Below are 25,278 nucleotides of genomic sequence, written 5' to 3'. Positions count from 1 at the left end.
TCAGGCGGTCACCGTGACCGGAGCCCACACGAACCCGTCGGGGTCGACGGCCGTGCCCAGCGCGCCGTGGACCGTGAGTCGATGCGAGCCCGACCCGGCCGCCGGAACACCCGCATCCTTGGCGAGCGAGGCATACCGGTACAGGCCGAGGCCGATCGGGCTCGCGCCCGTGTCGAACTCCACGTAGCTGCGGCCGAAGCTCTTCGCGACCGCGACGCCGCGATCCGTATAGAAGTTCTTCGACGCGACCACATCCTTCGCGCCGAGCAGGAGGATCATCTCGTCGATCGTGCGGCTCGGGGGCGCAGTGTCCTTCTTCGCCGATGTCGCGACCTTCCAGATCGCGCCGTCCGGTGCCTGGATCGTGCCTCCGACACCCCAGAGGGACTTCGAGACGGGGCTGATCACGCGGGCGCCGGCGGTGACGGCCGCGTCCACGAGGGCGCGGACGTTCGCCGGCTGCGAGACGACGAGTGACAGCGTGTACCCGCGGAAGCCGGAGGTCTCGGCATCCGCGGTGCGGAAACGCAGGCGGTCGCCGAGGTCGAAGGCCTGCGTGTAGAACGAGCGGGCGGCGTCCACGTCCGGGACGTCGAGGGTGAGGGAATCGATCGTGGTGTTCATGCAGGAGACGCTACGGAGGCTCCGCGGGGGCCGCTTCTCGATTCCTGATCGATGTGCGGAGGCCGATGTCAGGGGGTCAGGACCTGCACGTCCGCCTGCGCGAGCGCAGTGGCGATGCGCGGGGGTGGGGGAGCGTCCGTGATCAGGTAGTCCGCGCGCTCGAGCAGGGCGATCTGGGCGAAGAACCGGCGTCCGAGCTTGGTGGAGTCCGCGAGGATCGCGGTGCGCTCGGCACGCTGGATCATCTCCGACATCATCGCGGCATCCCCGAGGTTCGAGGTCGAGTACCCCGCCTCGTCGACGGCACCGACCGCGATGAGAGCGAGATCGCAGCGGATGTCGACCTCGGGGCCGCCCGGTGTCATCGTGAAGGTCACCGGTCCGGTCGTGGCCTGGGTGATCGAGCGCACAGCTCCGCCGAAGACGTAGAGATCGCGGAACGCCGAGGGGGAGAGCTCGCCGGGGATGCGCAGATTGTTCGTCGCGATCGTCAGGTCGTGGTGGTTGCGCAGGGCCCGTGCCACGGCGAGCGTCGTGGTGCCCGCATTCAGCATCACGACAGAGCCGTCCTCGACGAGGCCCGCGGCGACCCGGGCAATGCGCTCCTTCTCCTCGGTCTGCATGCGCAGTCGCACATCCAGGGCCCGATCCTTGAGCTGTCCGTTCGCTGCGCTGACCGCCCCGCCGTGGGTGCGGATCAGTACGCCTTCACGATCCAGTTGATCGAGGTCGCGGCGGATCGTGTCGATCGAGACCGCGAAGTGCTCGGCCAGATCGCTCACCGTCACCTGACCGGTCTGCTCGACGTACGTCGCGAGATCCGCCTTCCGTCCGGCGGGCAGTCGGCGTCGCTGTCCGGTTGCTGATGCGTCCATGCAGACATATTTAGCACAGGAACGCGAAGAACGCGGCAGACTCATGCACAAAACTGCACATCGACTTCCTGCGAGATATCGGCATCGACTCAACGATTCGCGCGGTATTCGTCGTGCTCGCGGGAAATCTGACGCTTGACGTTTCGGCAGATCACGGCATAACATGGCTCAAAACCGCATGAACAAGCATTGAAGCGCGTGATGCGGCACGATCTCAACGAGGAGAAGCGATGAGCACAGTGGGACGCGGGCAGCGACGAACCCGAAAGATCGTCGGCGCCGGAACCGCGGCGGTTGCCCTTCTGGCCCTGGCGGGTTGCGCGCCCGGCACGGACGGCGACAGCGGTGGCGAGGGCGGAGACGTCACGATCGAATTCGCGCAGTGGTGGGAGCCGGAGCTGCCCGACGGCGAGTTCCGGGCACTCATCGACCAGTTCGAAGAGGAGAACCCCGGTATCACTGTCGAGCTGGTCAGCGGTCCGTATGCATCGACCAAGGAACAGCTCTTCGCCGGCGCGGCCTCGGGCACGATGCCCGACGTCGTCGGCCTCGACGGTGCGTGGGTGAACGACTTCGCCTCCCAAGGCGTCATCGCCGACCTGAGCGCACTCATGGACGAGTACGACTACGACGACAGCGAACTGGCGAGCCAGATCCAGGTCGACGGCAGCACCTACATGATCCCGGTCGTGAACTTCGTCTACCCGATGTTCACGAACGACGATCTGCTCGCTCAGGCGGGTGTGACGGCGCCACCGTCCACGCGCAGCGAGTTCGCGGACGCGGCGTCGAAGGTCGCTGCGCTCGGCGGCGACGTGTCCGGCTGGGTGCTGCCGCTGTCGCTGGAGTCGCCGAACGGCGTGCAGAACGACGTCATGTCGTGGGTGTGGGCCTCGGGCGGTTCGATGCTGAAGGACGGGCAGCCCGACCTCACGAATGACGACGTCACCTCCGCCGTCGAGTACATCGGCGGGTTGTGGGACGACGGTGTCATCGCCTCGGGCTCCTTCACGATGAAGGAGCAGGACAAGGTGGAGGAGTTCACCAACGGTCGTGCGGGCATGATGATCGACTCGCTCGCGCACATCAACCTGATCCGTGAGACGAACCCCGACCTGAAGTTCTCGATCTCGGCGATTCCGGCTGAGGACGGCTATGACGGCGAACGCGGCATTCCCTACGCTTCGTGGGGCATCGGCGTGGCCGAGAACTCCGAGCACAAGGAAGCGGCCTTCAAGCTGGTGTCGTTCCTGATGAGCGAGCAGACCAACTCCGAGCTCTCCACGATGGCCAAGGCCTTCCCCGGGAACTCGACCTCGGTCCCGGACTTCGTCAACGACGATGAGCTCTTCAAGACGGCGTTCGACATCTACCAGGCGGGATACCCGGCGAACGAGTTCACGGGACTCCCGGTCGCGGAAGACCTGATGCGCCAGTTCGGCGAGCAGCTCCAGGCGGCGCTCGACGGGCAGCAGTCGATCCCCGACGCGCTCAAGAAGGCGCAGGCCTCCTGGGAAGCGGAGTTCTGAGCACCCGCCTCCCCGCCTGAACGGGGTGCCGCATCGCGGTCGCGATGCGGCACCCGACCAACCAAGGAGCTCGCGTTTCCATGAGTCTGAGAACGTCCGACGACACCGAGGTGATCGTCACCGGAGTCGCCCTCTCGCNTCGCGGGGCGCCACCCGACCAACCAAGGAGCTCGCGTTTCCATGAGTCTGAGAACGTCCGACGACACCGAGGTGATCGTCACCGGAGTCGCCCTCTCGCGGCGGCGACGGCAACTGCGCAAGACCACAGAGTCCTACGCCTTCCTCTCGCCGACGGTCATCCTGCTGTTCGTGCTGATGATCGTGCCGATCGTGATGGTGATCGGCTACTCGTTCCAGGACAACGTGATCCTGAACAAGTCGCCCGAGTTCGTCGGCGTCGCGAACTACGTCGAGATCCTCTCCGACCCGCGCTTCTGGAAGGCGACGGGCAACACCATCCTCTTCACGGTCACGAGCGTCGCCGCCCATCTCGTACTCGGGCTCGCCTTCGCAATGATGCTCAACAGTCCGCTGCTCGGGCGGGTCTCGCGGTCGCTCTTCCGGGCTCTGTACGTTCTCCCGTGGCTGTTCACCGTCGCCGTCATCGCCGTCCTCTGGCGCATGCTCCTCGCCCCCAACGGCGTGGTCAACTTCCTGCTCAACACCGACATCGAGTGGCTGGCCTCGCCGCAGCTCGCGCTGGGCACGATCATCTTCATCAACATCTGGGCCGGCTACCCGTTCTTCATGGTCAGTCTCCTGGCCGGGCTGCAGGGGGTTCCCGCCGATCTGCACGAAGCGGCACGCGTCGACGGCGCGAGCGCGGTGCAGCGCTTCTGGAACGTCACGATCCCGCAGCTGCGGCCCATCATCGTCAGTCTGGTGCTGCTCGACCTGATCTGGACCTCGCAGCAGTTCGCCCTCATCTGGATGACCACGGGCGGTGGCCCGATCGACGTCACCGAGGTGCTCAGCACCTTCACCTACAAGCTGGCATTCGCCAAATACGACTTCTCGCTCGCGTCGACCTCGGCCGTGCTGGTCCTGCTCATGTCGATGGTGCTCGCCGTGTTCTACGTCCGTCACCAGAAAGCGAGGGACTGACCATGGCTCTCACCGCGCGCACCCAGCGTCGGGTCGGCAAGACCGGCCTCATGATCGGCCTCCTCATCGGTGCGGTCTTCGCCGCAGGGCCGGTGCTGTGGATGCTGTCCAGCTCGTTCAAGTCGAACACGCAGATCTTCGAGTTGCCGCCGCGTCTGGTCACCGACACGTTCTCCTTCGACGCCTACATCGCGATCTTCACGAACCCCGAGACGATGCGGTTCTTCCTGAACAGCTACATCGTCGCGGGCTCGGTCACCATCCTCACGCTGATCGTCGCGATCCAGGCCGCCTACGCGTTCAGCCGCTTCGAGTTCCGGGGCAAGCGCATCCTGAACGTGGTGATCGTGAGCGTGCAGGCTGTGCCGCCCATCACCCTGCTGATCCCGTACTTCGGGCTCATGGTCGCGCTGGGTCTCTACAACTCCTACGCCGGTCTGATCCTCACCTACATGGTCTTCACGCTGCCCTACGCGATCATCATGATGACGGGCTACTTCAACACGCTGCCGAAGGAGCTCGACGAGGCTGTGCGCGTGGACGGTGCCGGATCCATGACGGCACTCTGGCGCATCCTCGTGCCGATCTCGGTTCCAGGAATCGTCTCCGTCGGCATCTACACGTTCATGATCGCCTGGAACGAGTACCTGTTCGCGCTGACGCTCACGCGCACCATCGACATGCGCACGGTGCCCATCGGTATCCAGCTCCTCATGGGACAGCACTCCTACGAGTGGAACCAGATCATGGCCATGAGCGTGCTCGGCTCGATCCCCGTGCTCATCCTCTTCCTCTTCTTCCAGCGGTACTTCATCAGCGGCCTCACGGCCGGCTCCGTGAAGAGCTGACACTCGTCCCGTCCCGGGGCTCCGACCACCACGAAAACAGGAGAATCACGTGCTCTACACCGGCAAATCCATCCTCGATGTCGCGAACGCGAACAACTTCGCCATCCCCGCGTTCAACATCAGCGACTGGGCGATGTTCAACGGCGTCATGGACATCAGTGAGGAGAAGGCCGCTCCGGTCATCATCGCCATCCACCCCGACGAGGTCGCGCACATCACGACCGACCTGATCGCCGCGATGCACTCCCGCGCGCATCGATCGAGCGTGCCGGTCGCGATCCACTGGGACCACGGAGGCAGCTACGAGCAGATGATCACCGCCATCAAGGCCGGCTTCACCTCGGTCATGATCGACGCGTCGCTGCTGCCCTTCGAGGAGAACGTCGCCCTGACCCGCAAGGTCGTCGAAGCCGCACACGCCGTCGGCATCCAGGTCGAGGGCGAACTGGGCACGATCGGCGCGAACGACAGCTACGGCGAGTCCGGCGCTGCCGAGATCATCTACACCAACCCCGCCGATGCCGTGCGCTTCGTCGAGGAGACCGGCGTCGACAGCCTCGCCATCGCGATCGGCACCTCGCACGGTCTGTACCCGGCGGAGAAGAACCCCGAGCTCCGTCACGACCTCCTGCAGGAGATCAAGGCCGCGGTCGGGATCCCGCTGGTGCTGCACGGCGGCTCGGCCAACCCCGACGCCGAGCTGCGTCGCGCGGTCGAGCTGGGCATCAACAAGATCAACATCTCCAGCGACATCAAGGTCTCGTACCACAACCGCATGCGCGAGATCCTCGGCACCGACGAGCGTCTGCGCGAGCCCAACGCGATCCAGCCGGAGCCGATCGCCGCGCTCAAGGCCACGGCGGCTGAGAAGATCGAGCTGTTCGGGGCGGACGGCAAGGCCGACCTGTACTGACCGGACGACGGACCTCGAAGGGGCGGGCGATCGACGGATGATCGATGCGAGAAGGCGGCAGCTCGTCCTGGGGCTCGGCGGCACGGTCGACTACGAGCTGCGGTGGGACGCGGCCGTGTTCGACCGGCTCGTCGCCGAGCACGGGGCGCGGCGCGCGGAACTGACCGAGAACGCCCCCATCGTCGATGAACGGTCGCTGCTGATCGCGGTACTCGCCTTCGTGGCGACCGGGGCGGGAGCGGAGCGCTTCGTCGCGTCGTCCGCGGTCGTCGAGGCCTTCGCCGCGCACTTCCCCCACGCGGTGACCCTCGGGGGCACCGGAGTGCGGGCCGGCCTCGTCCTCGACGGCTTGGGCATCCCCAGCCTGCAGCACCTCGTCAGCATCGACGACACCGTGCGGCGCCTGCTTCCACCGAGGATGTCCTTCGTGTGCTCCGCCATGCGGGACACCCTCGATCCGCACCTGATCGTGCAGTATCCCGCGGGTGCCCGTATCCGTCTTCCGGACGGCGACATCGTGGCCCCGAGCGCCAACCGGTTGATCTTCGCCAATGACCCTCCGAACCGGGACATGCGCCTGGCGGCGGAACTGGGCGACGAGCTGGCGTCGGCGTCGGCGTTCCTCATCTCCGGCTTCAACACCATGCAGGACGAGGACCTGCTCTGGCACCGGCTGGACACCCTGCAGCAGGCGATGCGCAGCCTCCCCTCCGACGCCCTGGTGTTCTACGAGGATGCCGGCTTCTACACACGGGCGTTCGCCGAGACCGTGCGCGAGCGGTTGCTGTCGCGCATCGACGTGTACAGCCTGAATGAGGATGAACTGCAGGAGTATCTGCGGCGCCGCGTGGATCTGCTCGATCCGGACGACGTGATCCTGGCGCTGGAGGAGATCCGCGCGCTCATCCCTGCGCCCGCCCTAGTGGTGCACACGCGGTACTGGGCACTCGCGGTCGGTGCTGAGGCAGCCCGGCACCGTGCGGCGCTGGAGAGTGCCGTTCGCGTGGCCGCGACGCGATTCCGGCTCGGCGACGGCTTCACCGCGGTGCAGGCCGCCGAGACCGAGGGAATGCCTCGACACGGTGCCGGCGCCGACCTCGTCCGCACAGTGGAGGCAGCGGTGCGCGATGCCGTGGGTGTCGCGGCTTTCGCGCTCGACATCGCGAACCCGACCACGATCGGACTCGGTGACACCTTCGTCGGGGGATTCCTCGCCGTCCACGCCCCGCAGGAAGAGCACCCGTGAAACCGATCCGACTCGCATCGAACCGCCCCGCGGAACGCTTCTACCGCGGGGGCGCACGCATCGCCGCCTTCCGCGGCGAGCCGGGGACCGCGCCGCGGGAACCCGAGGACTGGGTCGGATCGACCACGACGATCCGGGGCGAGAGCACCCTCGGACTGACGACCCTCCCGGACGGGCGTCTCCTGCGCGAGGCGATCGCGGATGACCCCGTGTCCTGGCTCGGACGATCCCATGTCGAGCGCTGGGGGGATGACGCGCGTCTGCTCGTCAAGCTGCTCGACGCTGGGCAACGGCTGCCCGTGCACGCGCACCCGCATGATGGGTTCGCCGCCTCGCACCTCGGTCGCCCGCACGGCAAGGCGGAGGCCTGGTACATCCTCGAGGGCGGCACCGTGCACATCGGACTGCGCGAGGAGGCGTCGACGGAGGAACTCGGTGAACTCGTCGCCCGGCAGGATGTGGTCGCCCTCCTCGGTCTGCTGCACGAGGTCGAGGTCGCGCCCGGTGATGTGGTGTGGGTGCCGCCGGGCGAGCTCCACGCGATCGGGGCCGGAGTGCTCCTGCTCGAACTGCAGCAACCCGAGGACCTGTCGATCCTCCTCGAATGGGAGAGTTTCGCGATCGACGGTGCTGTCGAAGGCCACCTCGGGCTGGGGTTCGACCTCGCCCTGAGCGCGGTGACGACGAAAGCGAGGAGCACTGCCGAGATCGAGGCGCTCGTGCACCCGGCGCCGCCGTCCGGCTCCGTGTTCCCCCGTGCCGCCGACGAGTACTTCCGCCTCGAACGGCTGCCGGTGCGCGGAGCCGCGGTGCTCGACCCCGGTTTCTCGATCGTGGTCGTCATCGACGGCGCCGTCGACCTCGCGGGACTGCCGCTGTCGGCAGGAGCGACGGTCCTGGTCCCCGCGGCAGCCGGACGACTCGAGGTGAGCGGTGCCGGAGAGCTCCTGATCGCGCGCCCGCCCGCGGCGTGAAGGGTGATCCGGCGACGGCTCAGGCCCCCATCGACGCCGACTAGACTGGACGCATGCCCGAACCGAAAGTCGCCAGCTTTCCGGCGATCCGCGGTGCGCTGAAGTTCTACCAGATCGCGTCGATCATCACAGGAGTCATGCTGCTCCTGCTGCTGACCGAGATGGTGCTGAAGTACACGCCGATCCACCTCGAGCTCTTCCTGGGCGGCTCCGGAGGACCGCTCTGGTTCGCCGGCGTGCTCGCCGGGCCCGACTGCCAGTGGTGGTCGCTCTTCGCCCCGATGACCAACTCCTGCGAGATGACCTCGTTGGGTGACGGGTTCAACCTGTCCCTGTTCATCCTCGTGGCGCACGGCTGGTTCTACGTCGTCTACCTGTTCGCGTGCTTCCGCATGTGGAGCCTGATGCGCTGGCGCTTCCCGCGCTTCATCATGCTCGCGCTCGGCGGTGTCGTGCCGCTGCTGTCGTTCTTCATGGAGGCGGTCGTCGCCCGTGAGGTCAAGACCTATCTCGCCACCCGAGAGGCCGCCGAGGCCTCCGCCCCCGCCCCGGAAGGTGTCCGTTGACCGAACAGTCCGAGACCCAGCAGCGTCCTGCGCTCGTCGTCGACTTCGGCGCGCAGTACGCGCAGCTGATCGCGCGCCGGGTCCGTGAGGCGGGCGTCTACAGCGAGATCGTGCCGCACACCGCCACGGCTGCCGAGATCGCCGCCAAGAACCCGGTCGCGATCATCCTCTCCGGCGGACCCTCGTCCGTGTACGAGGAGGGGGCGCCGCGCCTCGACCCCGCGGTCTTCGAGCTCGGTGTCCCGACCCTCGGCATCTGCTACGGCTTCCAGTACATGGCCCAGACCCTGGGCGGCGAGGTCGCCCACACCGGCCTGCGTGAATACGGCGCCACCGATGCCGTCATCACCGGCGACGGCGGAACCCTGCTGGGCGGCCAGCCCGCGGAGCAGAACGTCTGGATGAGTCACGGCGACCAGGTCGCCAAGGCCCCCGAGGGCTTCGACGTGCTCGCGACAACCGAGGCCACCAAGGTCGCCGCGTTCGCACACGAGGAGCGCGGCTTCTACGGCGTGCAGTGGCACCCCGAGGTCAAGCACTCCGACCACGGCCAGCGTGTGCTCGAGAACTTCCTCCACAAGGGGGCGGGTCTGGCCTCCGACTGGAACAGCGGCAACGTGATCGCCGAGCAGATCGAGCGTATCCGTGAGCAGGTCGGCGATGCCCGCGTGATCTCCGCGCTCTCCGGTGGCGTCGATTCCGCGGTCTCCACCGCCCTCGTGCACAAGGCGATCGGCGACCAGCTGACCGCGGTCTTCGTCGACCACGGCCTCCTCCGCAAGGGCGAGCGCGAACAGGTCGAGAAGGACTACGTCGAATCGACGGGTGTGCGGCTGATCACGGTCGACGCGGCCGACACGTTCCTCGGCCACCTGAAGGGTGTGACCGACCCCGAGGAGAAGCGCAAGATCATCGGACGCGAGTTCATCCGCGCGTTCGAGAAGGTGCAGCTCGACCTCGTCGCCGAGGCCAAGGCATCGGGCGGCGCTCCGGTGAAGTTCCTCGTGCAGGGCACTCTCTACCCCGACGTCGTCGAGTCCGGCGGCGGAGCGGGGACCGCGAACATCAAGTCGCACCACAACGTGGGCGGCCTCCCCGACGACCTCGACTTCGAACTGATCGAGCCGTTGCGCGCGCTGTTCAAGGACGAGGTCCGGACGATCGGCCGCGAACTCGGCATTCCCGAGGCCATCGTGGGGCGTCAGCCGTTTCCGGGGCCCGGTCTCGGTATCCGGATCATCGGTGAGGTCACCGCTGACCGTCTCGAGATTCTGCGTGAGGCCGACGCCATCGCCCGCGAAGAGCTGACGAAGGCCGGACTCGACCAGGAGATCTGGCAGTGCCCGGTCGTGCTTCTCGCCGACGTGCGCTCGGTGGGTGTGCAGGGCGACGGTCGCACCTACGGCCACCCGATCGTGCTGCGTCCGGTGTCGAGCGAAGACGCCATGACCGCCGACTGGACGCGCCTGCCCTACGACGTGCTGTCGAAGATCTCGAACCGCATCACGAACGGCGTCCGTGACGTCAACCGCGTCGTGCTCGACGTCACGTCGAAGCCGCCGGGGACGATCGAGTGGGAGTAGGGGGCTCGGTGCTCCCCGATGCGGCGGCGGCTCTGCCCGACGCCGAGTACCTGGTGCTGTCGAGCCGGTTGATCCCGGGACTCGATGGCGGGTACACGATCGCCACGCTCGCGCGCGCCAGGCAGCTTGCCGGGGCCGGAGTCGCCGACGGGGCGGGACCACAGATCCTCACGTTCGACCCCGGGACCGCTGCGGACCACGCTGCGCATCGGCGTGCTTTCGTCGAGCACGGGGCGCTCGGGGACTCGTCGCGCCTGCGAAATCTGTTCGACGAGGCGGTGGAGCCCGGCGGCGGCGCGGCGGGATGGCTGAGGGTGGCCGCCGACTCCGCGGTGGCCGCTGACCCCGGAGTCGAGTACCGGGTCCTCCGGGACACCGAAGACCGTCCTTTCGTGGCGCTCCCGGTGATTCCCGGCAACCCGGACTGGCACCTGACCGACGAGCCGGTGCCGGTGTTCGACGCCGACGGTGAGGCTGTCGGAGCTCTGCACGGGTTCCGCGGTCTGTACCGGGCCTGGCTCGACCACGTCACCGCTGCCTTCGGTGATCGCCCCATCGTCGTGATCTGCGAGTCTCGCCAGCTCGGTGAGCTCATCGCGGACTGGTCCGACCCGCGGGTGCGCATCGTGCACACGATCCACACCATGCACGTCGAAGCGCCGTACACCCCGGACTCGACCATGAACACGCTCTGGACGCGCTGGTTCCGGCTCGCCGACCGGTTCGATGCCGTGATCTGGCCGACCGCGACCCAGCGCGACGACGTGGTCGCCCGGTTCGGGGACACGGCTTTCCACGCGGTCGTCCCCAATCCGATCGCCCCCGTCGCTCCGCGCCCGGATCTGCGGGAGGACGGGCTCGTCGTCGTGCTCGGGCGCCTCGCTCCCGGAAAGCGCGTCGACCATGCGATCCGCGCCTTCCTCGCCGCCGATGTGCCGGGTGCGCGGATGGAGATCTGGGGCGGCGGGCCGGAGCAGGAGCGTCTGCAGGCGCTGATCGATGAGCTCGGCGCGGGGGATCGCATCGTGCTCGCCGGGTACTCGGACGCCCCGGGGACGGTGCTCGACCGCGCGTCCGTCCTGGTCACGTCCACGGCTTTCGAAGGCCAGCCGCTCGGCGTGGTCGAGGCGCTGCTGCACGCGACTCCCGTCATCTCGTACGACGTGCGCTACGGCATCCGTGATGTGCTGCAGCGCGGTGGCGGGATGCTGGTGCCGAGCGGCGACATCGATGCGCTCGGCCGAGCGATCCGCACGCTCCTGACCGACTCCGAGCGTCTCGCGGCGTTGAGTGCGGAGGCACCTTCGGTCGCCGCGGCCTGGAGTCCCGAATCCTCGCTCGAGGCCCTCGCCGCCGCGATCGCCGCCGCGGTAGCCGCTCCGCCCCGTCGCGCCTGACCCCGCCGCGTCGCGCCTGAGCCTCCGCTCCGCCCGACCCGCACACCCGTGCTCCCGTCGCGATATGACAACCAAAACGGCTCATTCGGGTGTCATATCGCGACGGGAGCACGGGAGCGTGCGACGGGAGCAGAAAAAAGTGGCGGCGGATGTCGATCTGAGGCATTCTCGTTCGACGCCAGAGGTGAGAGGGTCGAGAGACGGCCCCGCGAACAAGGAGAACATCATGAAGTTCATGCTCATCATGCGTGCGAACGACGACGCCGTCGAGGCATACAAGGAGATGCCGTTCGAGCAGGTCATCGAGGCCATGGGCAAGTACAACGAGTCGATGATGAAGGCCGGTGTGCTCGTCGCGGGAGAGGGCTTGACCGACGCCGCCGAGGGCTTCGTGGTCGACTTCAGCGCAGAGAAGCCCCTGATCACCGACGGCCCCTACGGCGAGACGAAGGAGCTCTTCAACGGCTTCTGGATCATCGAGGTGTCGTCCCGCGAAGAAGCCGCCGAGTGGGCGAGCCGTGCACCCCTGGGCGCGGGTTCGTTCCTCGAGGTGCGTCGGGTCACGGGCGTCGAGGACTTCCCGGCCGACAACGAGTGGATCGCGAAGGAAGCCGGCTGGCGCGAAGAGCAGGCGCAACGCGCGCAGCAGTGACGACGACACACGGTGATGGACGCATCCGAACACGGTGAGACGACCCGTTCCGCCCCCGAAGACGGGTCAGCGGAACGCGCCGTCGCCGCGGTCTGGCGTATCGAGTCCGCGCGCATCGTCGGTACCCTGACGCGGACAGTCGGCGACTTCAGCCTGGCGGAGGACCTCGCCCAGGAGGCATTGGTCGACGCGCTGAGACAGTGGCCGGAGGAGGGGGTTCCCCGCAACCCCGGGGCATGGCTCACGGCGGTCGCGAAGCGCAAGGCCATCGACGGGTGGCGCCGCGCGGAGCGTTTGGATGCCAGGGTCGCGACGCTCGCCCACGACCTGGAGCAGGAGCAGGCCGCCGCGCCGGAGCTGCTGTGGGATCCGGACGCCCTCGACGACGATGTCCTGCGGCTGATCTTCATCGCGTGCCACCCCGTTCTCTCGAAGGAGGCGCAGGTCGCCCTCACACTGCGGGTCGTGGGTGGCCTGTCGAGCGAGGAGATCGCGCGGGCCTTCCTCGTGCCGACGGCGACCGTGCAGCAGCGCATTGTGCGGGCGAAGAAGACGCTGAGCGCCGCCAACGCTCCCTTCGAGATCCCGCCGCGCGAAGAGCGGGCGGAGCGGATCGGGGCGGTCCTCGGTGTGCTGTATCTGATCTTCAACGAGGCGCACGCCGCGAGCGGTGGTCCGGACTGGATGCGACCGGAACTGAGCGATGAGGCGATCCGGCTGAGCAGGGTGCTCGCGGCACTGATGCCGCGTGAGCCCGAGGTGCACGGTCTGCTCGCGCTGATGGAGCTCACCGCCGCCCGGTTCGGAGCGCGTGTGGACCGGAACGGCGATCCGGTGCCTTTGGCTGACCAGGACCGGGGCCGGTGGGATCGCGGACGCATCACCCACGGTCGTGCCTCGCTCGCGACGGCTGATGGCCTCGGGCGCGGACGCGGCGCGTACTGCCTCCAGGCGGCGATCGCGGAGTGCCATGCGGTGGCTTCGAGCGTCGATGACACGGACTGGGACAGGATCGTGCTGCTCTACGAGGCACTCGGTCGGATCGCCCCATCTCCGGTCGTCGAGCTCAACCGAGCGGCGGCGGTCGCGATGGCCACGGGCCCGGCGTCCGCATTGCGGATCATCGATCAGCTCTCGGCGTCGGGAGTGCTGCCCGGCTATCACCTTCTTCCGGCCACCCGGGGGGAGCTGCTGCGACGGCTCGGACGCGAGGAGGAAGCGCGGAGCGAGTTCGCAGTGGCCGCAGGCCTCGCCGGCAATGATCGTGAGAGGTCACTGCTGGAGCGGAAGGCGAGCGGAGCCGCGAGCTAGAGTCCCGTCGAAACGCGAAGTGGCCCGCCTCCCTGGGGAGACGGGCCACTTCGATGAACGGCGGTCAGTTGCTGCCGCGGACGATCGCGATGATGCGCAGGATCTCGACGTAGAGCCAGACCACGGTGACCATGATGCCGAAGGCTCCGAGCCAGCCGTACTTGCGCGGTGCGCCGTTGCGGACGCCCTGCTGGATCTGGTCGAAGTCGAGCACGAGCGAGTACGCCGCCATGATCACGACGAGGACACCGATGATGAGGCCGAGCGGGATGCCCATGATGCTGGCGCTCAGCATGCCGAACGCCTGGTCCTGCGGCAGCACGCCGGTCCACATCAGGACGACGTTCAGCAGCGAGAAGACCAGGTAGCCGATCATCGCGATCATGAAGATCTTGGTCGCCTTCTTCGACGCGCGGATCTTGCCGCTCGCGAAGAGAGCCAGGGTCACGCCGACGACCGAGACGGTCGCGAGCGTCGCCTGGAAGACGATGCCGGGGTAGATGACCTCGAAGAACGCCGAGATGCCACCGATGAAGAGGCCCTCGAACGCCGCGTACGCGAAGATGAGTGCGGGGCGCACCTTCTTGCGCGAGGTGAAGGTGATGACCATGGCGAGCACGAAGCCGCCGAGCGCACCGACGATCCACGGCAGCATGTTCGGCTGGAAGGTGCTCTCACGGCTGAACGCGGGAACGTCGACACCGCCGAGCGTCATGACCCAGCCGATGGCCGCGGTGACGAGCAGGATGCCGAACAGGCCGGCCGTCTTCCAGACCGTGTCCTCGACGGACATGCGATCGGTCTCGATGGCACCGGCCGGCGGGGCGGCGTACATGCCCTCGAGCTGTGCGTTGGCCGCCGCGTCCATCGCCCCGTGCTGGAGCGAGGCACTCTGCGCGCCCTGAGCAGCCTGAGGTCCGCCCGGGTAGGTCGCGACGTTGCGCGGGTCCTGCTGCTGGAAAGCAGGGTTGTTGAAAGCGAAGTTGCTCATTGGTGGGCCTCACTCCAAAGGGGGGTAGTAGGTCTCTTGCCTCTACGATACTCGGGAGGTACCCCTCCTGGGGTGTTCTACGCTGAGAGCGTGCCCAGGAAATCGCCCCTCGTCATCGGGCATCGCGGTGCGCCCGGCTACCGTCCGGAGCACAGCCGCTCCTCCTACGAACTCGCACTCGCGATGGGGGTGGATGCCGTCGAACCCGATGTCGTCGCCACGAAGGACGGCGTGCTGGTCGTGCGACACGAGAACGAGATCTCCGGGACGACCGACGTCAGCGCGCGTCCGGAGTTCGCCGACCGCAAGACGACCAAGCGCGTCGACGGGCAGGCACTGACCGGGTGGTTCACCGAGGACTTCACCTGGGCCGAGCTGTCGACGTTGCGCGGACGTGAGCGGCTGCCCGAGGTGCGGGCGTCGAGCGCGAGCTTCGACGACACCCAGTCCATCCTCCGTCTCCGCGACGTGCTCGACCTCGTGCGGGAAGGCTCTGCCGAGCACGGCCGCGAGATCGGCGTCGTGCTCGAGGTCAAGCACGCCACCTACTTCGCGAGCATCGGCCTCGCGCTCGCGCCGCTCATCGCGCAGGAGCTGCGTGCGGCGGGATGGGCCGACGGCGAGCTGCCTCTCGTGATCGAGTCCTTCGAGTCGACGGTGCTCGGGGAGCTTCGGGAGCGGGGCATCGCCGCGACCTCCATCTACCTGATCGAGGCGACGGGCCGGCCGTACGACCGCAAGGCAGTCGAGGGCGCGCAGGCGATGACCTACAAGGCGACCGTCACCCCTCGCGGGCTCGATGGCCTCGTCGGCCTCGTCGACGGCATCAGCGTGAACAAGAAGATGCTCCTCGATCACGGCAACACCATCGTCGCGGACGCCCATGCACGTGGCCTTCTCGTGTACACGTGGACCTGCCGTCCCGAGAACGCCTTCCTGGCCGCCGAGTTCCGCGGTGCGGGCGGCCGGGGCGCGTACGGCGACTACGAGTCGGAGTGGGGTGTCCTCGCGCAGCAGGGCATCGATGGGGTGTTCGTCGACCACCCCGACCTCGGCGTCGCCTTCTTCCGCGGCTGAGCCGGTGCCGATCGCCGGTCGACGGCTCAGAGCGTGCGATCGAAGGAGCCGCGACGCGTGGAGACGATCTCCTTGCCGAGCGGCATGAGCGAGATCGGGACCATCTTGAAGTCGGCGATGCCCATCGGGATGCCGATGATCGTGACGCACAGCAGGATGCCGGAGACGATGTGGCCGATGGCGAGCCACCAGCCGGCCAGGATGACCCAGAGGACGTTGCCGAGGAACGACCCGACCCCCGCGGTCGGCTTGCTCACGACCTCGCGTCCGAACGGCCAGATCGCGTAGGCGGCGATGCGGAACGAGGCGATCGCCCACGGGATCGTGATGATCGGGATGCACAGCAGGATGCCGGCCAGGACGTACCCGAGGAACAGTGCCCAGCCGGCCAGGATGACCCAGATGATGTTGAGGATCGTGCGCATGAGCTGATTGTGTCACCCGCGAGACGCGATGTCTGAGCATCCGCCCCGAGGTCCCGGGGGCCCCGTGTTCCGGATGCCAGACTGACCGCATGACCGGAATCGTGGTGCAAGACGTCAGCAGAGCGTTCGGGACGGTGCAGGCGGTGCGAGCGGCCTCGCTCCGCGCGGACCCCGGCAGAGTGACCGGACTCGTGGGGCCGAACGGGGCGGGCAAGACGACGCTGTTGCTGATGCTCGCCTCGCTCCTCGCCCCCGACACCGGGACGATCAGCATCGGGGGCGTCGATCCCGCGATCGATCCTCTCGCTGCGCGACGGATGCTCGGCTGGATGCCCGATGCACTGGGAGCCTGGCCGTCGCTCACCGCCCGCGAAACCCTCGTCACCACCGCTCGTCTCTACGGCATCGAGAAGGCGGACGCTCAGGCCCGTGCCGAGCACCTGCTCACGCTCGTCGGGCTCGCGCCGCTCGCGGACTCGCCCGCGAAGGTGCTCTCGCGCGGGCAGAAGCAGAAGCTGGGTCTTGCGCGCGCTCTCGTGCACGACCCGCAGGTGCTGCTCCTCGACGAGCCGGCATCGGGTCTCGACCCGGAAGCGCGCGTGCAGCTGCGCGGTCTGCTGCGTCGTTTCGCTGCGGAGGGGCGCACCGTGCTGATCTCGAGCCACATCCTCTCGGAGCTGGAGGAGGTCGTCGACGATGCGGTGTTCCTCGTCGCCGGCTCCGTGGTGGATGCGGTTCCCTCCCAGAGCACGGTGCGACCGTGGCGGGTCCGTCTCGCCGGCGCGACGCCCGAGCGGATGAATGCCGACACCTGGCAGGTGGCCTCGAACCTCGGGCTCGCTCCGGAGTCGCTCGCCAACGACCGCGGCGCGGTGCTGGTCGGGTTCGCGGGGGAGGACGCAGCGGCCCAGTCGCTGCGCCGCCTCGTCGACGCGGGCCTTCCGGTCTCGGAGTTCGCTCCTGCGCAGAGCGACCTGGAGCACACGTTCCTGAACCTGCCGCAGGCGCCGACGCCACAAGCCGCACCTCGGCCCCCTGCACCCCCTGCACCCCCGGCGCCGACCGGAACGGAGGCGGGAGCATGAGCCTCGCCAACATCGGGATCATCGCCCGACTCGAACTGACCCAGCGCCTGCGGAGTGTCGGGTGGTACGTCCTGCTGGGCGTGTTCGCGCTCATCCTGCTCGGGGTCACCGGGCTCGCATTCGCCGTGTACTCCTGGGGCGACTTCATCGGGGCCGGCGTCTACTCGATCGTCGTCAACATCGTCCTTCTGCTCGTGGTGCTGGTGTCGCCGACGCTCAGCGGCAACGCGATCAACGGCGACCGCGATGCCGCCACCCTCGGCGCGATCCAGGTGACCGCGGCTTCGACCGGCGACATCATGCTCGGCAAGCTCCTCGCTGCCGTCGCGACCGGCGGGGCGTTCCTCCTCGTCGCCGTTCCCTTCCTCGCCCTGTCTCTGCTCGGCGGGGGAGCGAACCCCCTCGTGCTGCTCGTCTCGCTGCTCGTGCTCGCGGCGGAGATCATCGTGGTCGCCGCGATCGGCGTCGGATTGAGCGGACTCATCGCGCGCCCGCTGTTCTCGGTTGCAGCCACGTACCTCGTGGTCGCCGCGTTCGTGTTCGGCACGCTCATCGCGTTCGGGCTGGGCGGGATGGCGGTACGCAGCGAGGGGACCAGCTACTCGCGACCGTACGACGCGAACGGCAACGTCGACTGCGATGAGTGGCAGGTCAGCACGATGTACGAGGTGCCCAGGTTCGACCTGGTGTGGTGGGCGCTCGCGGCCAATCCCTTCGTGGTGCTCGCGGATGCGACGCCGACCGAGTTCACGCCCGACGGCTACCCGGTCGACCTGTTCGGCCAGATCAAGACGGGCGTGCGCGGGGCGCAGCAGTCGCCGCTTGAGCAGCGCTGGGACGACTGCGACCGGGACGGCAGCGGCTATCCCACGCCGCAGGAGGTGATCGAATCGTCGGTGCCCAGCTGGTTCGTGGGCCTCGGTGTGCAGGTCGTGATCGCGGGGTCGCTGTTCGCCGGGGCCTGGGCGCGCACGCGGACGCCTGCCCGGCGCCTCCCGCCGGGCACTCGTATCGCCTGACACTGGCACCGGGTGACGCGGGGGTGGCGGTCGCGGCAGATCGCCATCCCCCGTTCACCTCCCGTGCACCCGGGGGATTCTCCGCGGCCACGCGGTATCGGTGGTCTGGTCGGGTACCCGACTGAGACCCCAGGAGTTTCCATGCCCCGCCTGCACCGCGCAGCGGCGGTCACGATGGTGTGCGCCTTGAGCGCCGCTGCCCTGCTCGCCACCCCCATCGCCGCGATCGGTTCGACCGCTCCGAGTCTCGTCCTGAACGAGATCGTCTATGACGACGCCGCGACCGGCCTCGCCGACCAGGTCGAGATCTACAACGCCGGAACCGAGACGGTCGACCTCGCAGGGTGGACCATCGCGGATGAGAAGCGCGACAGCTTCGGAGCTGCGCCGGAAGGCACCTCGCTCGCACCGGGCGAGTTCCTGGTGCTGGAGAAGGATGTCGACTTCGACTTCGGGCTCGGCAAGGGGGACGAGGTCGTGCTCTTCGACCCGAGCAGCACCGAGGTCGACGCGTACGCGTATGAGAACACCGCGCCGCTGTCGGTGTGGGCGCGCTGTCCTGACGGCTCGGGGGCATGGGCACCGGCGACGACGGTGACTCCCGGCGCTCCCAACGATTGCGCCGTCGCTCCCGTCGCGGGCTCCATCCTCATCAACGAGGTCGACTCGCAACCCGCCGACTGGGTGGAGTTCCACAACCCCGGCACCGAGGCGCTCGACATCTCGGGCTACGAGATCCGCGACAACTCCGACGATCACCGCTGGCAGTTCCCGCCGGGCACGCAGATCGCGGCGGGGCATTTCCTCGTCGTCGAAGAGGGGACGATCGGACTCTCCGGAGGCGTCGAGGCCGCATTCCGCGAGCCGATCGGTATCGGCAGCGCCGACCGTATCCGTCTCTACGACGCCTCGGGGGCGATGATCGACGACACGCTCCCGTGGCAGGGGCACGCGGCGATCGATGGCGACTTCGCTGCAGCCACCCTGGCACGCTGTCCCGACGGCGTCGGTTCCTTCGTGCTCGCGCATCCGACCCCCGGTGCCGCGAACTCGTGCGTCCTGCCCGACGTCGTGATCAACGAGATCGAGTCGAACGGTGACAGCACCGACTGGGTCGAGGTCGTGAACACGGGCACGTCTGCGGTGGACCTCTCGGGCTGGACCGTCATGGACAACGATCCGACCGGTCACGCGGACGACACCACACCGCTCCCCGCCGGTACGATGCTGCCGCCCGGGGGCTACTTCGTCTTCGACCAGCCGGCGAACTTCGTGTTCGGACTCGGCAACGGCGACACCGTGACCATCCGTGATGCGAACGGCAACACGGTCGACGAGCACGTCTACACCGCGCATGCCGCCGGCGTCCTCGCGCGCTGTGCCGACGGTACCGGCGACTTCGTCGACATCGCGGTCTCGACCAAGGGTCTCCGCAACGCCTGCGGCAACCCGGTGCGCATCAACGAGGTCGAATCCGACGGCGGCTCCCCGGACGACTGGGTGGAGCTCGTGAACCCGACGAGCACCGAGCTCGACGTGTCGGGCGTCGTGGTGAAGGACGACGACGACACCCATGCGTACGCGATCCCAGCCGGAACCCGCCTCGGTGCGGGGGAGTACCTCGTGATCGAGCGGGCACAGCTCGGGTTCGGTCTCGGTTCCGGCGACGCGGTGCGCGTGTTCGACGGCGACCTGCTCATCGACGAGACCACCTGGGGGTCCGGCCACGCCGCCACCACCTGGGGCCGTTGCCCCGACACGAGCGGCGCGTTCGCCGTGACCGCGGAGTCCACGAAGGGCGCCACGAACGTGTGTGCCGGCGAGGTCGCCGTGTCGCCGTGGCCCGGTTCCGCCGAGGTGCGCGTGGTCGACAGCATCCCGACGTTCCTCGAGGACAGTTCCGGACTCGACGTGCAGGAGACCGCTGACGGTGCGTTCCTGTGGGCGGTCGACAACGGCGAGGGTCGCATCTGGAAGCTCGAGGCGCGCGCCGACGGCTCGGTCGAGAAGGCCGACGGCTGGGATGCGGGCAAGCGCGTGCGCTTCCAGAAGGACGCCGCGGATCCGGGGGCTGCGGGCCCCGACACCGAGGGCATCACGGTCGACCGAGACGGCTTCGTGTACGTGGCCTCCGAGCGGGACAACAGCGCCAAGGGCGTCAACCAGAACGTGGTCCTCAAGGTCGATCCCGAGGCGTCGAGCGGTGACCTCATCGCTCAGCAGGAGTGGGATCTGACCGCCCTGCTCCCTGCTGTGGGGGCGAACCTCGGCATCGAGGCCGTGCAGTGGGTGCCCGATGCCGCGCTCGCCGGGAAGCTCTTCGACGACACGTCGGGCACGGTGTATGACCCGAAGGATCATGCAGGTCACGGCGACGGGCTGTTCTTCGTCGCGGTCGAGGACAACGGCCACGTCTACGCGTTCGCGCTCGGATCCGACGGGTCGGCGACGCTGGTGACGGAGATCGCTCCCGGCCTCCCCGGAGTGATGGCGCTCGACTACGACACGGTGCGCGACACCCTGTGGGCCGTGTGCGACGACGGCTGCCAGGGGCGCTCGGCCGAGATCACGCTGAACGGCACGGCACAGCCCGACATCGCGCACTACGCCCGTGCCGCCGGCTTGCCCGACATCAACAACGAGGGTTTCGCGACCGCGCCGGCCTCACTGTCGGTCGACGGGCAGCGCCCGGTGTGGTGGTTCGCCGACGGCTTCGCCTCCGAGTCGCTGCGCACCGGGACGCTGCCGGGAACAGGCGGCGGTACTCCCGGCGGCGAGACCCCGCCGCTCCCCGGCACAGGGCTCGTGGACGACAATCGCAACGGGCTGACGGTGAACCCGTCGGTCGCGGCCCGGGGGCAGGAGGTCACGATCACGGTCGGTTCCGCAGGCGCAGGCACGGACGTGTCGGTGTGGATGTACTCCGAGCCGATGCGGATCGCGTCGGGGACGCTCGCGACCGCGGGGACCATTACGGCGACCATCCCGGCCGATGCGCCGCTCGGCGCCCACCGGATCGCCGTGTTCGATGCGAGCGGTGGGCTCCTCGGCTGGGCGGACCTCCGTATCGCGGGAGCGGCAGGATCGGGATCTGAGACGGGTGCGGGTGCGCTGGCGACGACCGGCTCCGAGCTCCCGGTCGCCGCCGTCGCGCTGGCGCTGCTGCTCCTCACCGCCGGCGCGGCAGCAGTCCGCCGTCGCAGGCGCGACGCCTGAGCGCGCAGGGGTGCACGGGTCGACCGTGCACCCCTGCGTCACCGCCGATGCCCCCGCATCCCGTGCCGCGGTGTCTGTGCCGACGCCTAGACTCATAAGGCCATGACCGAAGCTCCTCTCATCGTCCCCGGATCCGCCGGCCCCCGCACCTCCGGGGCGGAGGGACAGGACGAACTCCTCGCCGGACTGAACCCGCAACAGCTCGAGGCCGTCACCTATCGCGGCCCCGCTCTGCTCATCGTCGCGGGCGCGGGGTCGGGCAAGACCAGCGTGCTCACGCGACGCATCGCCTCGCTGCTGCGCTCACGCGAGGCCTGGCCGAGTCAGATCCTCGCGATCACCTTCACCAACAAAGCCGCCGGCGAGATGCGCGAGCGCGTCGAAGGACTGATCGGGGACGCCGCCCGGGGCATGTGGATCTCGACGTTCCACTCGGCCTGCGTCCGCATCCTCCGCCGCGAGGCTCAGCAGTTCGGGTACACGAAGTCCTTCACGATCTACGACTCCGGCGACTCGCGCGCTCTGCTCAAGCGGCTGGTCAAGGAGCACGAGGCGGATGCGTACGGGCTGACCCCGGCCTCGGTGCAGTCGCGCATCTCGAAGCTCAAGAACGAGCTCTCCGACGCCGAGTCCTACTCGCGTCAGGCCAACATGAGCGATCCCGCCGAGCGCGTGTTCGTCGAGGTGTTCGCCGACTACCAGCGTCAGCTGCAGAAGGCCAACGCGTTCGATTTCGACGACCTCATCGGTCAGACGGTGTACCTGTTCCGCGCTTTCCCGCAGGTCGCCGACACCTACCGTCGTCGCTTCCGGCACATCCTGGTCGACGAGTATCAGGACACCAACCACGCGCAGTACGCGCTGATACATGAGCTGACGCGACCCGTGTCGGGTGCCGGAGCAGCTCCCGACCCGTATGCCTCGAACGGCATGATGATCTTCGAGCCCGATCCCGCCCCCGCTGCCGATGCCGGCGAGCCCGGTGCCTCGCTCACGGTGGTCGGCGACTCCGACCAGTCGATCTACGCCTTCCGCGGCGCCGACATCCGCAACATCAGCGAGTTCGAACGTGACTTCCCCGGCGCCCGCGTGGTGCTGCTCGAACAGAACTACCGTTCGACGCAGAACATCCTCTCCGCCGCGAACGCCGTGATCGGCAACAACTTCGACCGCAAGGACAAGAAGCTGTGGAGTGACAAGGGCGACGGCGACCCGATCATCGGCTTCACCGGCTACTCGCAGCACGACGAGGCCCAGTTCGTCGCCGACGAGGTCGAAGCACTGCACCGTGCCGGCATGCCGTACTCCGAGATGGCGGTGTTCTATCGCACCAACTCGCAGTCCCGTGCGCTGGAGGAGATCTTCATCCGCTCGGCGGTGCCCTACAAGATCATGGGCGGCACGAAGTTCTACGACCGCGCCGAGATCAAGGATGCGCTCGCCTATCTCGTCGCGGTGGCGAATCCGGCCGACGAGATGTCGGTGCGCCGCATCCTGAACAAGCCACGCCGTGGCATCGGCGACGTGACGGAGACGGCCATCGCGCGTTTCGCCGAGGAACACGGCATCAGCTTCCGTGACGCGTTGTCGATGCCGGCCCAGCTCGGCGTCGGCCCGAAGATCCAGGCGGCGATCGGTCAGCTCGACGCCGTGCTGACCGAAGCCACCGCGATCCTGATCCCGGCCAGCGGCGAGCTTCCGCCCTCCACGGCGGTGGCTGACGGGCTCAGTCTGCTGCTCGGCAAGAGCGGCTACCTCGACGCCCTGCGTGCGAGTCGTGATCCGCAGGACGAGGCGCGCGTCGAGAACCTCGACGAGTTCGTGGCCGTGGCCCGCGACTTCGCGCGCAACAACCCCGAAGGCACGATCGTCGACTTCTTGACCGAAGTCGCCCTGGTCTCGGACGCCGACGACCTCGACGACGAGTCCGGCTCGGTCTCACTCATGACGATGCACACGGCGAAGGGACTCGAGTACGACGCCGTGTTCGTCACGGGCGTTGAAGAAGACCTGATCCCGCACCGGATCTCGGCCGGAGAGCCTGGAGGGCCGCAGGAGGAGCGCCGGCTCTTCTACGTCGGCATCACGCGGGCGCGCAAGCGGCTGCACCTGTCCCTCGCGATGACCAGAGCCCAGTTCGGCGAAGTGACCGTGGCGATGCCCAGCCGCTTCCTGCAGGAGATCCCGTCGGGACTCATCGACTGGCGTCAGTCGCCGGGTGACGTGAACTCACGCGGCGGGATGCAGTCTCGCGCCCTCAATGCGCGACGCCAGGGCGGTTTCGGCGGTTCGAGCTCCGGATCGGGCGATCGCTTCGCGGTCAAGGCGCTTCCCGGTCGCGATTCCCTCAAGCCCCTGTCGACGGCGATGGACAAGTTCCCCAACCGCGTCACGGCCAAGATGCGCGACAACGGCGATCTCGAGCTCGCCGCGGGCGACCGCATTCGCCACGTCGATTTCGGCGAAGGGCGGGTCGATGCGGTGACCGGCGAGGGAGCCAAACGCATCGCCCACGTGCGCTTCGACTCGGCAGGGCAGAAGAAGCTCCTCATCAAGGTCGCGCCGATCGAGAAGATCTGACGTCACCGCGGGTGTTCACGCTTCGGCGGATCACGGGCCGGAATGGCGGTTAGGCTGGCTCATATGGCCCTCTTCTCCCGCCGCAAGAAGTCCGGTGACGATGCCGTCGCCCCCACCACCGACGTCGTAGAGACGGACGCGGGGGCGCCCGGATCCGACTCCGTCGCCGCCGACGACGCCTCAGACGCCGGCAGCGTCGACGCTCCCTCGATCGGCATCTCCGTGCAGGCCTTCCGGGGCGTCGGCGCCGAGGCCGGTCCGGAGGTGGCGCTGCCCAGCGCGGAGACAGCGCCCGCGGCGGCGGCCCCTGCCGCCCCTCGCGCCCCACAGGCACCGACGGCGCAGGAGGAAGAGCCCCCGCAGCGGCGTCTGCCTCTCGCCTCGCCGCTGCCGCCCGAGCAGACCGAGACCGTCGCCGGGATGAAGGACAACGTCCTGCTCCGTGAGGCGCTCACCGAGATCGAAGCGGGGGCGACCAACGACCAGCTGCTGGGCGTGATGCGTCAGGCGCTTCAAGGGCACCTCTATATCCGCGTCAACGGAGACGCCCGCGCGCAGATCAGCGAGGGCAAGCCGCTCTCCGTGGCGGTCGTCCGCGACAACGACGACCGCCAGTTCATGCTCGCTTTCAGCTCGGCGGCCGCCGTGCGTGATTCCGTGCAGCTCGAGCCGGATCCCGCGGCCACCTCCGCCGTCGCGCAGCCCGTGACGTCGGTGCTGCAACAGGTCGTGGCAGGAGACTTCGCGGGGCTCATCGTCGACAACGCGTCTGCACCCCACCGCGTGGTCTTCCCGACCGAGCTGTTGCAGAAGACGCTCGACCAGGCCGACGTCGACATGACCGTGAAGTCGATCCTGGCCGCTCCCCGTGCGCAGGATTCGGCTGTCAAGGTCGGAGAGGCCCTGGCGACCACGCGCATGTGGGTGGCGGTCAACGACGGCTCCGGCAGCGGTCAGGTCGGCATCGCCGAGGCCCAGACCCCCGACGGGCGACGGTTTCTGCAGCTCTTCTCGCACCCGCTCGAGGTCATCGCGCTCGGCCGGGGTGATCGTCCGCTCCCGTTCGAGCCGATGCAGCTCGCCAAGGTCCTCACGAGCCACTCCGAGATGGGCGGTGTGATCGTCGACCCCGCCGGCCCGTCCATCATCGTCGAGCGTGACGCCCTCACGCCGGTCCTGGTGCTCGCGGTCGATCTCGGCGACTGACCGGGCTCCGTCGCTCCTGCCGGCGCGCGCGGGGTTCCGTCCGTCCGGGCATCGCTC

21 protein-coding genes are annotated in these 25,278 nt (G+C 68.3%); 17 read left to right on the top strand and 4 right to left on the bottom strand.

Translation table 11 applies throughout. The features are described from left to right. Together ACLF6J_RS06490 and ACLF6J_RS06485 are read right to left on the bottom strand one after the other, a co-directional pair. Nucleotides 1-624 carry a glyoxalase gene (locus tag ACLF6J_RS06490; protein ID WP_134353159.1) on the bottom strand — a complete coding sequence of 208 codons (624 nt, stop codon included), beginning with the start codon at nucleotides 622-624 and terminating at the stop codon, nucleotides 1-3. 68 nt (nucleotides 625-692) lie between these two features. Then, complete coding sequence (locus tag ACLF6J_RS06485; RefSeq protein WP_131492536.1) at nucleotides 693-1,499, bottom strand: DeoR/GlpR family DNA-binding transcription regulator; 807 nt, start codon at nucleotides 1,497-1,499, stop codon at nucleotides 693-695. A gap of 230 nt (nucleotides 1,500-1,729) precedes the next feature. Between ACLF6J_RS06485 and ACLF6J_RS06480 the strand changes: the two genes are divergently transcribed. The 11 genes from ACLF6J_RS06480 to ACLF6J_RS06430 all read left to right on the top strand — a co-directional run bounded on the left by ACLF6J_RS06480 (nucleotide 1,730) and on the right by ACLF6J_RS06430 (nucleotide 13,622). Then, the gene (locus ACLF6J_RS06480) at nucleotides 1,730-3,028 is read left to right on the top strand and encodes an ABC transporter substrate-binding protein (protein ID WP_131492534.1); all 1,299 of its coding nucleotides are present in this window, start codon (nucleotides 1,730-1,732) and stop codon (nucleotides 3,026-3,028) included. A gap of 180 nt (nucleotides 3,029-3,208) precedes the next feature. Further along, nucleotides 3,209-4,132, top strand: coding sequence for a carbohydrate ABC transporter permease (locus tag ACLF6J_RS06475; protein ID WP_131492533.1), 924 nt, complete (start codon nucleotides 3,209-3,211; stop codon nucleotides 4,130-4,132). Nucleotides 4,133-4,134: 2 nt separating this feature from the next. Further along, nucleotides 4,135-4,980: a carbohydrate ABC transporter permease gene (locus tag ACLF6J_RS06470; protein ID WP_131492531.1), complete on the top strand. Its 846-nt coding sequence runs from the start codon at nucleotides 4,135-4,137 to the stop codon at nucleotides 4,978-4,980. Between the two features lie 49 nt (nucleotides 4,981-5,029). Further along, nucleotides 5,030-5,893: a ketose-bisphosphate aldolase gene (locus tag ACLF6J_RS06465; protein ID WP_131492529.1), complete on the top strand. Its 864-nt coding sequence runs from the start codon at nucleotides 5,030-5,032 to the stop codon at nucleotides 5,891-5,893. A gap of 37 nt (nucleotides 5,894-5,930) precedes the next feature. Further along, complete coding sequence (locus tag ACLF6J_RS06460) at nucleotides 5,931-7,139, top strand: ADP-dependent glucokinase/phosphofructokinase (protein ID WP_134353160.1); 1,209 nt, start codon at nucleotides 5,931-5,933, stop codon at nucleotides 7,137-7,139. Continuing rightward, complete coding sequence (locus ACLF6J_RS06455; RefSeq protein ID WP_134353161.1) at nucleotides 7,136-8,113, top strand: class I mannose-6-phosphate isomerase; 978 nt, start codon at nucleotides 7,136-7,138, stop codon at nucleotides 8,111-8,113. Before ACLF6J_RS06460 ends, ACLF6J_RS06455 begins: the two co-directional genes overlap by 4 nt. Before the next feature lie 53 nt (nucleotides 8,114-8,166). Beyond that, nucleotides 8,167-8,679: a DUF3817 domain-containing protein gene (locus tag ACLF6J_RS06450; protein ID WP_047524182.1), complete on the top strand. Its 513-nt coding sequence runs from the start codon at nucleotides 8,167-8,169 to the stop codon at nucleotides 8,677-8,679. Further along, complete coding sequence (gene guaA, locus ACLF6J_RS06445) at nucleotides 8,676-10,262, top strand: glutamine-hydrolyzing GMP synthase (RefSeq protein ID WP_134353162.1); 1,587 nt, start codon at nucleotides 8,676-8,678, stop codon at nucleotides 10,260-10,262. The genes ACLF6J_RS06450 and guaA overlap by 4 nt, the downstream gene beginning before the upstream one ends. Before the next feature lie 8 nt (nucleotides 10,263-10,270). Further along, entirely contained in the window at nucleotides 10,271-11,659 is a 1,389-nt protein-coding gene (locus tag ACLF6J_RS06440) for a glycosyltransferase (protein WP_244093610.1), read from the top strand. Between the two features lie 226 nt (nucleotides 11,660-11,885). Beyond that, nucleotides 11,886-12,311: a YciI family protein gene (locus ACLF6J_RS06435; RefSeq protein WP_047523649.1), complete on the top strand. Its 426-nt coding sequence runs from the start codon at nucleotides 11,886-11,888 to the stop codon at nucleotides 12,309-12,311. A 15-nt stretch (nucleotides 12,312-12,326) separates the two neighbouring features. Further along, on the top strand, nucleotides 12,327-13,622 hold the full coding sequence (locus ACLF6J_RS06430; protein ID WP_134353164.1) for an RNA polymerase sigma factor: 1,296 nt from the start codon (nucleotides 12,327-12,329) through the stop codon (nucleotides 13,620-13,622). A 64-nt stretch (nucleotides 13,623-13,686) separates the two neighbouring features. Here ACLF6J_RS06430 and ACLF6J_RS06425 read toward each other — a convergent pair whose 3' ends face one another. Beyond that, on the bottom strand, nucleotides 13,687-14,613 hold the full coding sequence (locus tag ACLF6J_RS06425; protein WP_047523646.1) for a Bax inhibitor-1/YccA family protein: 927 nt from the start codon (nucleotides 14,611-14,613) through the stop codon (nucleotides 13,687-13,689). Nucleotides 14,614-14,703: 90 nt separating this feature from the next. Here ACLF6J_RS06425 and ACLF6J_RS06420 point away from each other — a divergent pair, with 90 nt between their 5' ends. Further along, nucleotides 14,704-15,690 carry a glycerophosphodiester phosphodiesterase family protein gene (locus ACLF6J_RS06420; RefSeq protein ID WP_134353165.1) on the top strand — a complete coding sequence of 329 codons (987 nt, stop codon included), beginning with the start codon at nucleotides 14,704-14,706 and terminating at the stop codon, nucleotides 15,688-15,690. A 26-nt stretch (nucleotides 15,691-15,716) separates the two neighbouring features. Here the strand turns inward: ACLF6J_RS06420 and ACLF6J_RS06415 are convergent, their stop codons facing one another. After that, complete coding sequence (locus tag ACLF6J_RS06415; protein WP_131492512.1) at nucleotides 15,717-16,115, bottom strand: YccF domain-containing protein; 399 nt, start codon at nucleotides 16,113-16,115, stop codon at nucleotides 15,717-15,719. Nucleotides 16,116-16,204: 89 nt separating this feature from the next. On the opposite strand from ACLF6J_RS06415, the gene ACLF6J_RS06410 reads away from it, so the two are divergent. The 5 genes from ACLF6J_RS06410 to ACLF6J_RS06390 all read left to right on the top strand — a co-directional run bounded on the left by ACLF6J_RS06410 (nucleotide 16,205) and on the right by ACLF6J_RS06390 (nucleotide 25,221). After that, nucleotides 16,205-17,200, top strand: coding sequence for an ABC transporter ATP-binding protein (locus tag ACLF6J_RS06410; protein ID WP_134353166.1), 996 nt, complete (start codon nucleotides 16,205-16,207; stop codon nucleotides 17,198-17,200). Further along, entirely contained in the window at nucleotides 17,197-18,219 is a 1,023-nt protein-coding gene (locus ACLF6J_RS06405) for an ABC transporter permease (protein ID WP_047523644.1), read from the top strand. Before ACLF6J_RS06410 ends, ACLF6J_RS06405 begins: the two co-directional genes overlap by 4 nt. Before the next feature lie 141 nt (nucleotides 18,220-18,360). Continuing rightward, nucleotides 18,361-21,435, top strand: a complete 3,075-nt coding sequence (locus tag ACLF6J_RS06400; protein WP_134353167.1) for a lamin tail domain-containing protein — start codon at nucleotides 18,361-18,363, stop codon at nucleotides 21,433-21,435. A 102-nt stretch (nucleotides 21,436-21,537) separates the two neighbouring features. After that, a complete protein-coding gene (locus ACLF6J_RS06395; RefSeq protein ID WP_134353168.1) occupies nucleotides 21,538-24,015 on the top strand; it encodes an ATP-dependent helicase in 2,478 nt (825 codons plus the stop codon). A gap of 63 nt (nucleotides 24,016-24,078) precedes the next feature. Then, nucleotides 24,079-25,221: an SseB family protein gene (locus ACLF6J_RS06390; RefSeq protein ID WP_165875442.1), complete on the top strand. Its 1,143-nt coding sequence runs from the start codon at nucleotides 24,079-24,081 to the stop codon at nucleotides 25,219-25,221. The last annotated feature ends 57 nt before the right edge of the window (nucleotides 25,222-25,278 follow it).

It is taken from the genome of Microbacterium sp. IO18, assembly GCF_049099505.1.
In the GTDB taxonomy this organism is placed as follows: domain Bacteria; phylum Actinomycetota; class Actinomycetes; order Actinomycetales; family Microbacteriaceae; genus Microbacterium; species Microbacterium aurugineum.
Note: the sequence above shows the minus strand (reverse complement) of the source record. Positions and strands in the feature narration are given on the sequence as shown.

What these genes read in the sequence shown, in the direction of transcription:
- ACLF6J_RS06490 (WP_134353159.1), bottom strand. Translation starts at nt 624, where the DNA reads ATGAACACCACGATCGATTCCCTCACCCTCGACGTCCCGGACGTGGAC.
- ACLF6J_RS06485 (WP_131492536.1), bottom strand. Translation starts at nt 1,499, where the DNA reads ATGGACGCATCAGCAACCGGACAGCGACGCCGACTGCCCGCCGGACGG.
- ACLF6J_RS06480 (WP_131492534.1), top strand. Translation starts at nt 1,730, where the DNA reads ATGAGCACAGTGGGACGCGGGCAGCGACGAACCCGAAAGATCGTCGGC.
- ACLF6J_RS06475 (WP_131492533.1), top strand. Translation starts at nt 3,209, where the DNA reads ATGAGTCTGAGAACGTCCGACGACACCGAGGTGATCGTCACCGGAGTC.
- ACLF6J_RS06470 (WP_131492531.1), top strand. Translation starts at nt 4,135, where the DNA reads ATGGCTCTCACCGCGCGCACCCAGCGTCGGGTCGGCAAGACCGGCCTC.
- ACLF6J_RS06460 (WP_134353160.1), top strand. Translation starts at nt 5,931, where the DNA reads ATGATCGATGCGAGAAGGCGGCAGCTCGTCCTGGGGCTCGGCGGCACG.
- ACLF6J_RS06450 (WP_047524182.1), top strand. Translation starts at nt 8,167, where the DNA reads ATGCCCGAACCGAAAGTCGCCAGCTTTCCGGCGATCCGCGGTGCGCTG.
- ACLF6J_RS06435 (WP_047523649.1), top strand. Translation starts at nt 11,886, where the DNA reads ATGAAGTTCATGCTCATCATGCGTGCGAACGACGACGCCGTCGAGGCA.
- ACLF6J_RS06430 (WP_134353164.1), top strand. Translation starts at nt 12,327, where the DNA reads ATGGACGCATCCGAACACGGTGAGACGACCCGTTCCGCCCCCGAAGAC.
- ACLF6J_RS06425 (WP_047523646.1), bottom strand. Translation starts at nt 14,613, where the DNA reads ATGAGCAACTTCGCTTTCAACAACCCTGCTTTCCAGCAGCAGGACCCG.
- ACLF6J_RS06415 (WP_131492512.1), bottom strand. Translation starts at nt 16,115, where the DNA reads ATGCGCACGATCCTCAACATCATCTGGGTCATCCTGGCCGGCTGGGCA.
- ACLF6J_RS06410 (WP_134353166.1), top strand. Translation starts at nt 16,205, where the DNA reads ATGACCGGAATCGTGGTGCAAGACGTCAGCAGAGCGTTCGGGACGGTG.
- ACLF6J_RS06405 (WP_047523644.1), top strand. Translation starts at nt 17,197, where the DNA reads ATGAGCCTCGCCAACATCGGGATCATCGCCCGACTCGAACTGACCCAG.
- ACLF6J_RS06400 (WP_134353167.1), top strand. Translation starts at nt 18,361, where the DNA reads ATGCCCCGCCTGCACCGCGCAGCGGCGGTCACGATGGTGTGCGCCTTG.
- ACLF6J_RS06395 (WP_134353168.1), top strand. Translation starts at nt 21,538, where the DNA reads ATGACCGAAGCTCCTCTCATCGTCCCCGGATCCGCCGGCCCCCGCACC.
- ACLF6J_RS06390 (WP_165875442.1), top strand. Translation starts at nt 24,079, where the DNA reads ATGGCCCTCTTCTCCCGCCGCAAGAAGTCCGGTGACGATGCCGTCGCC.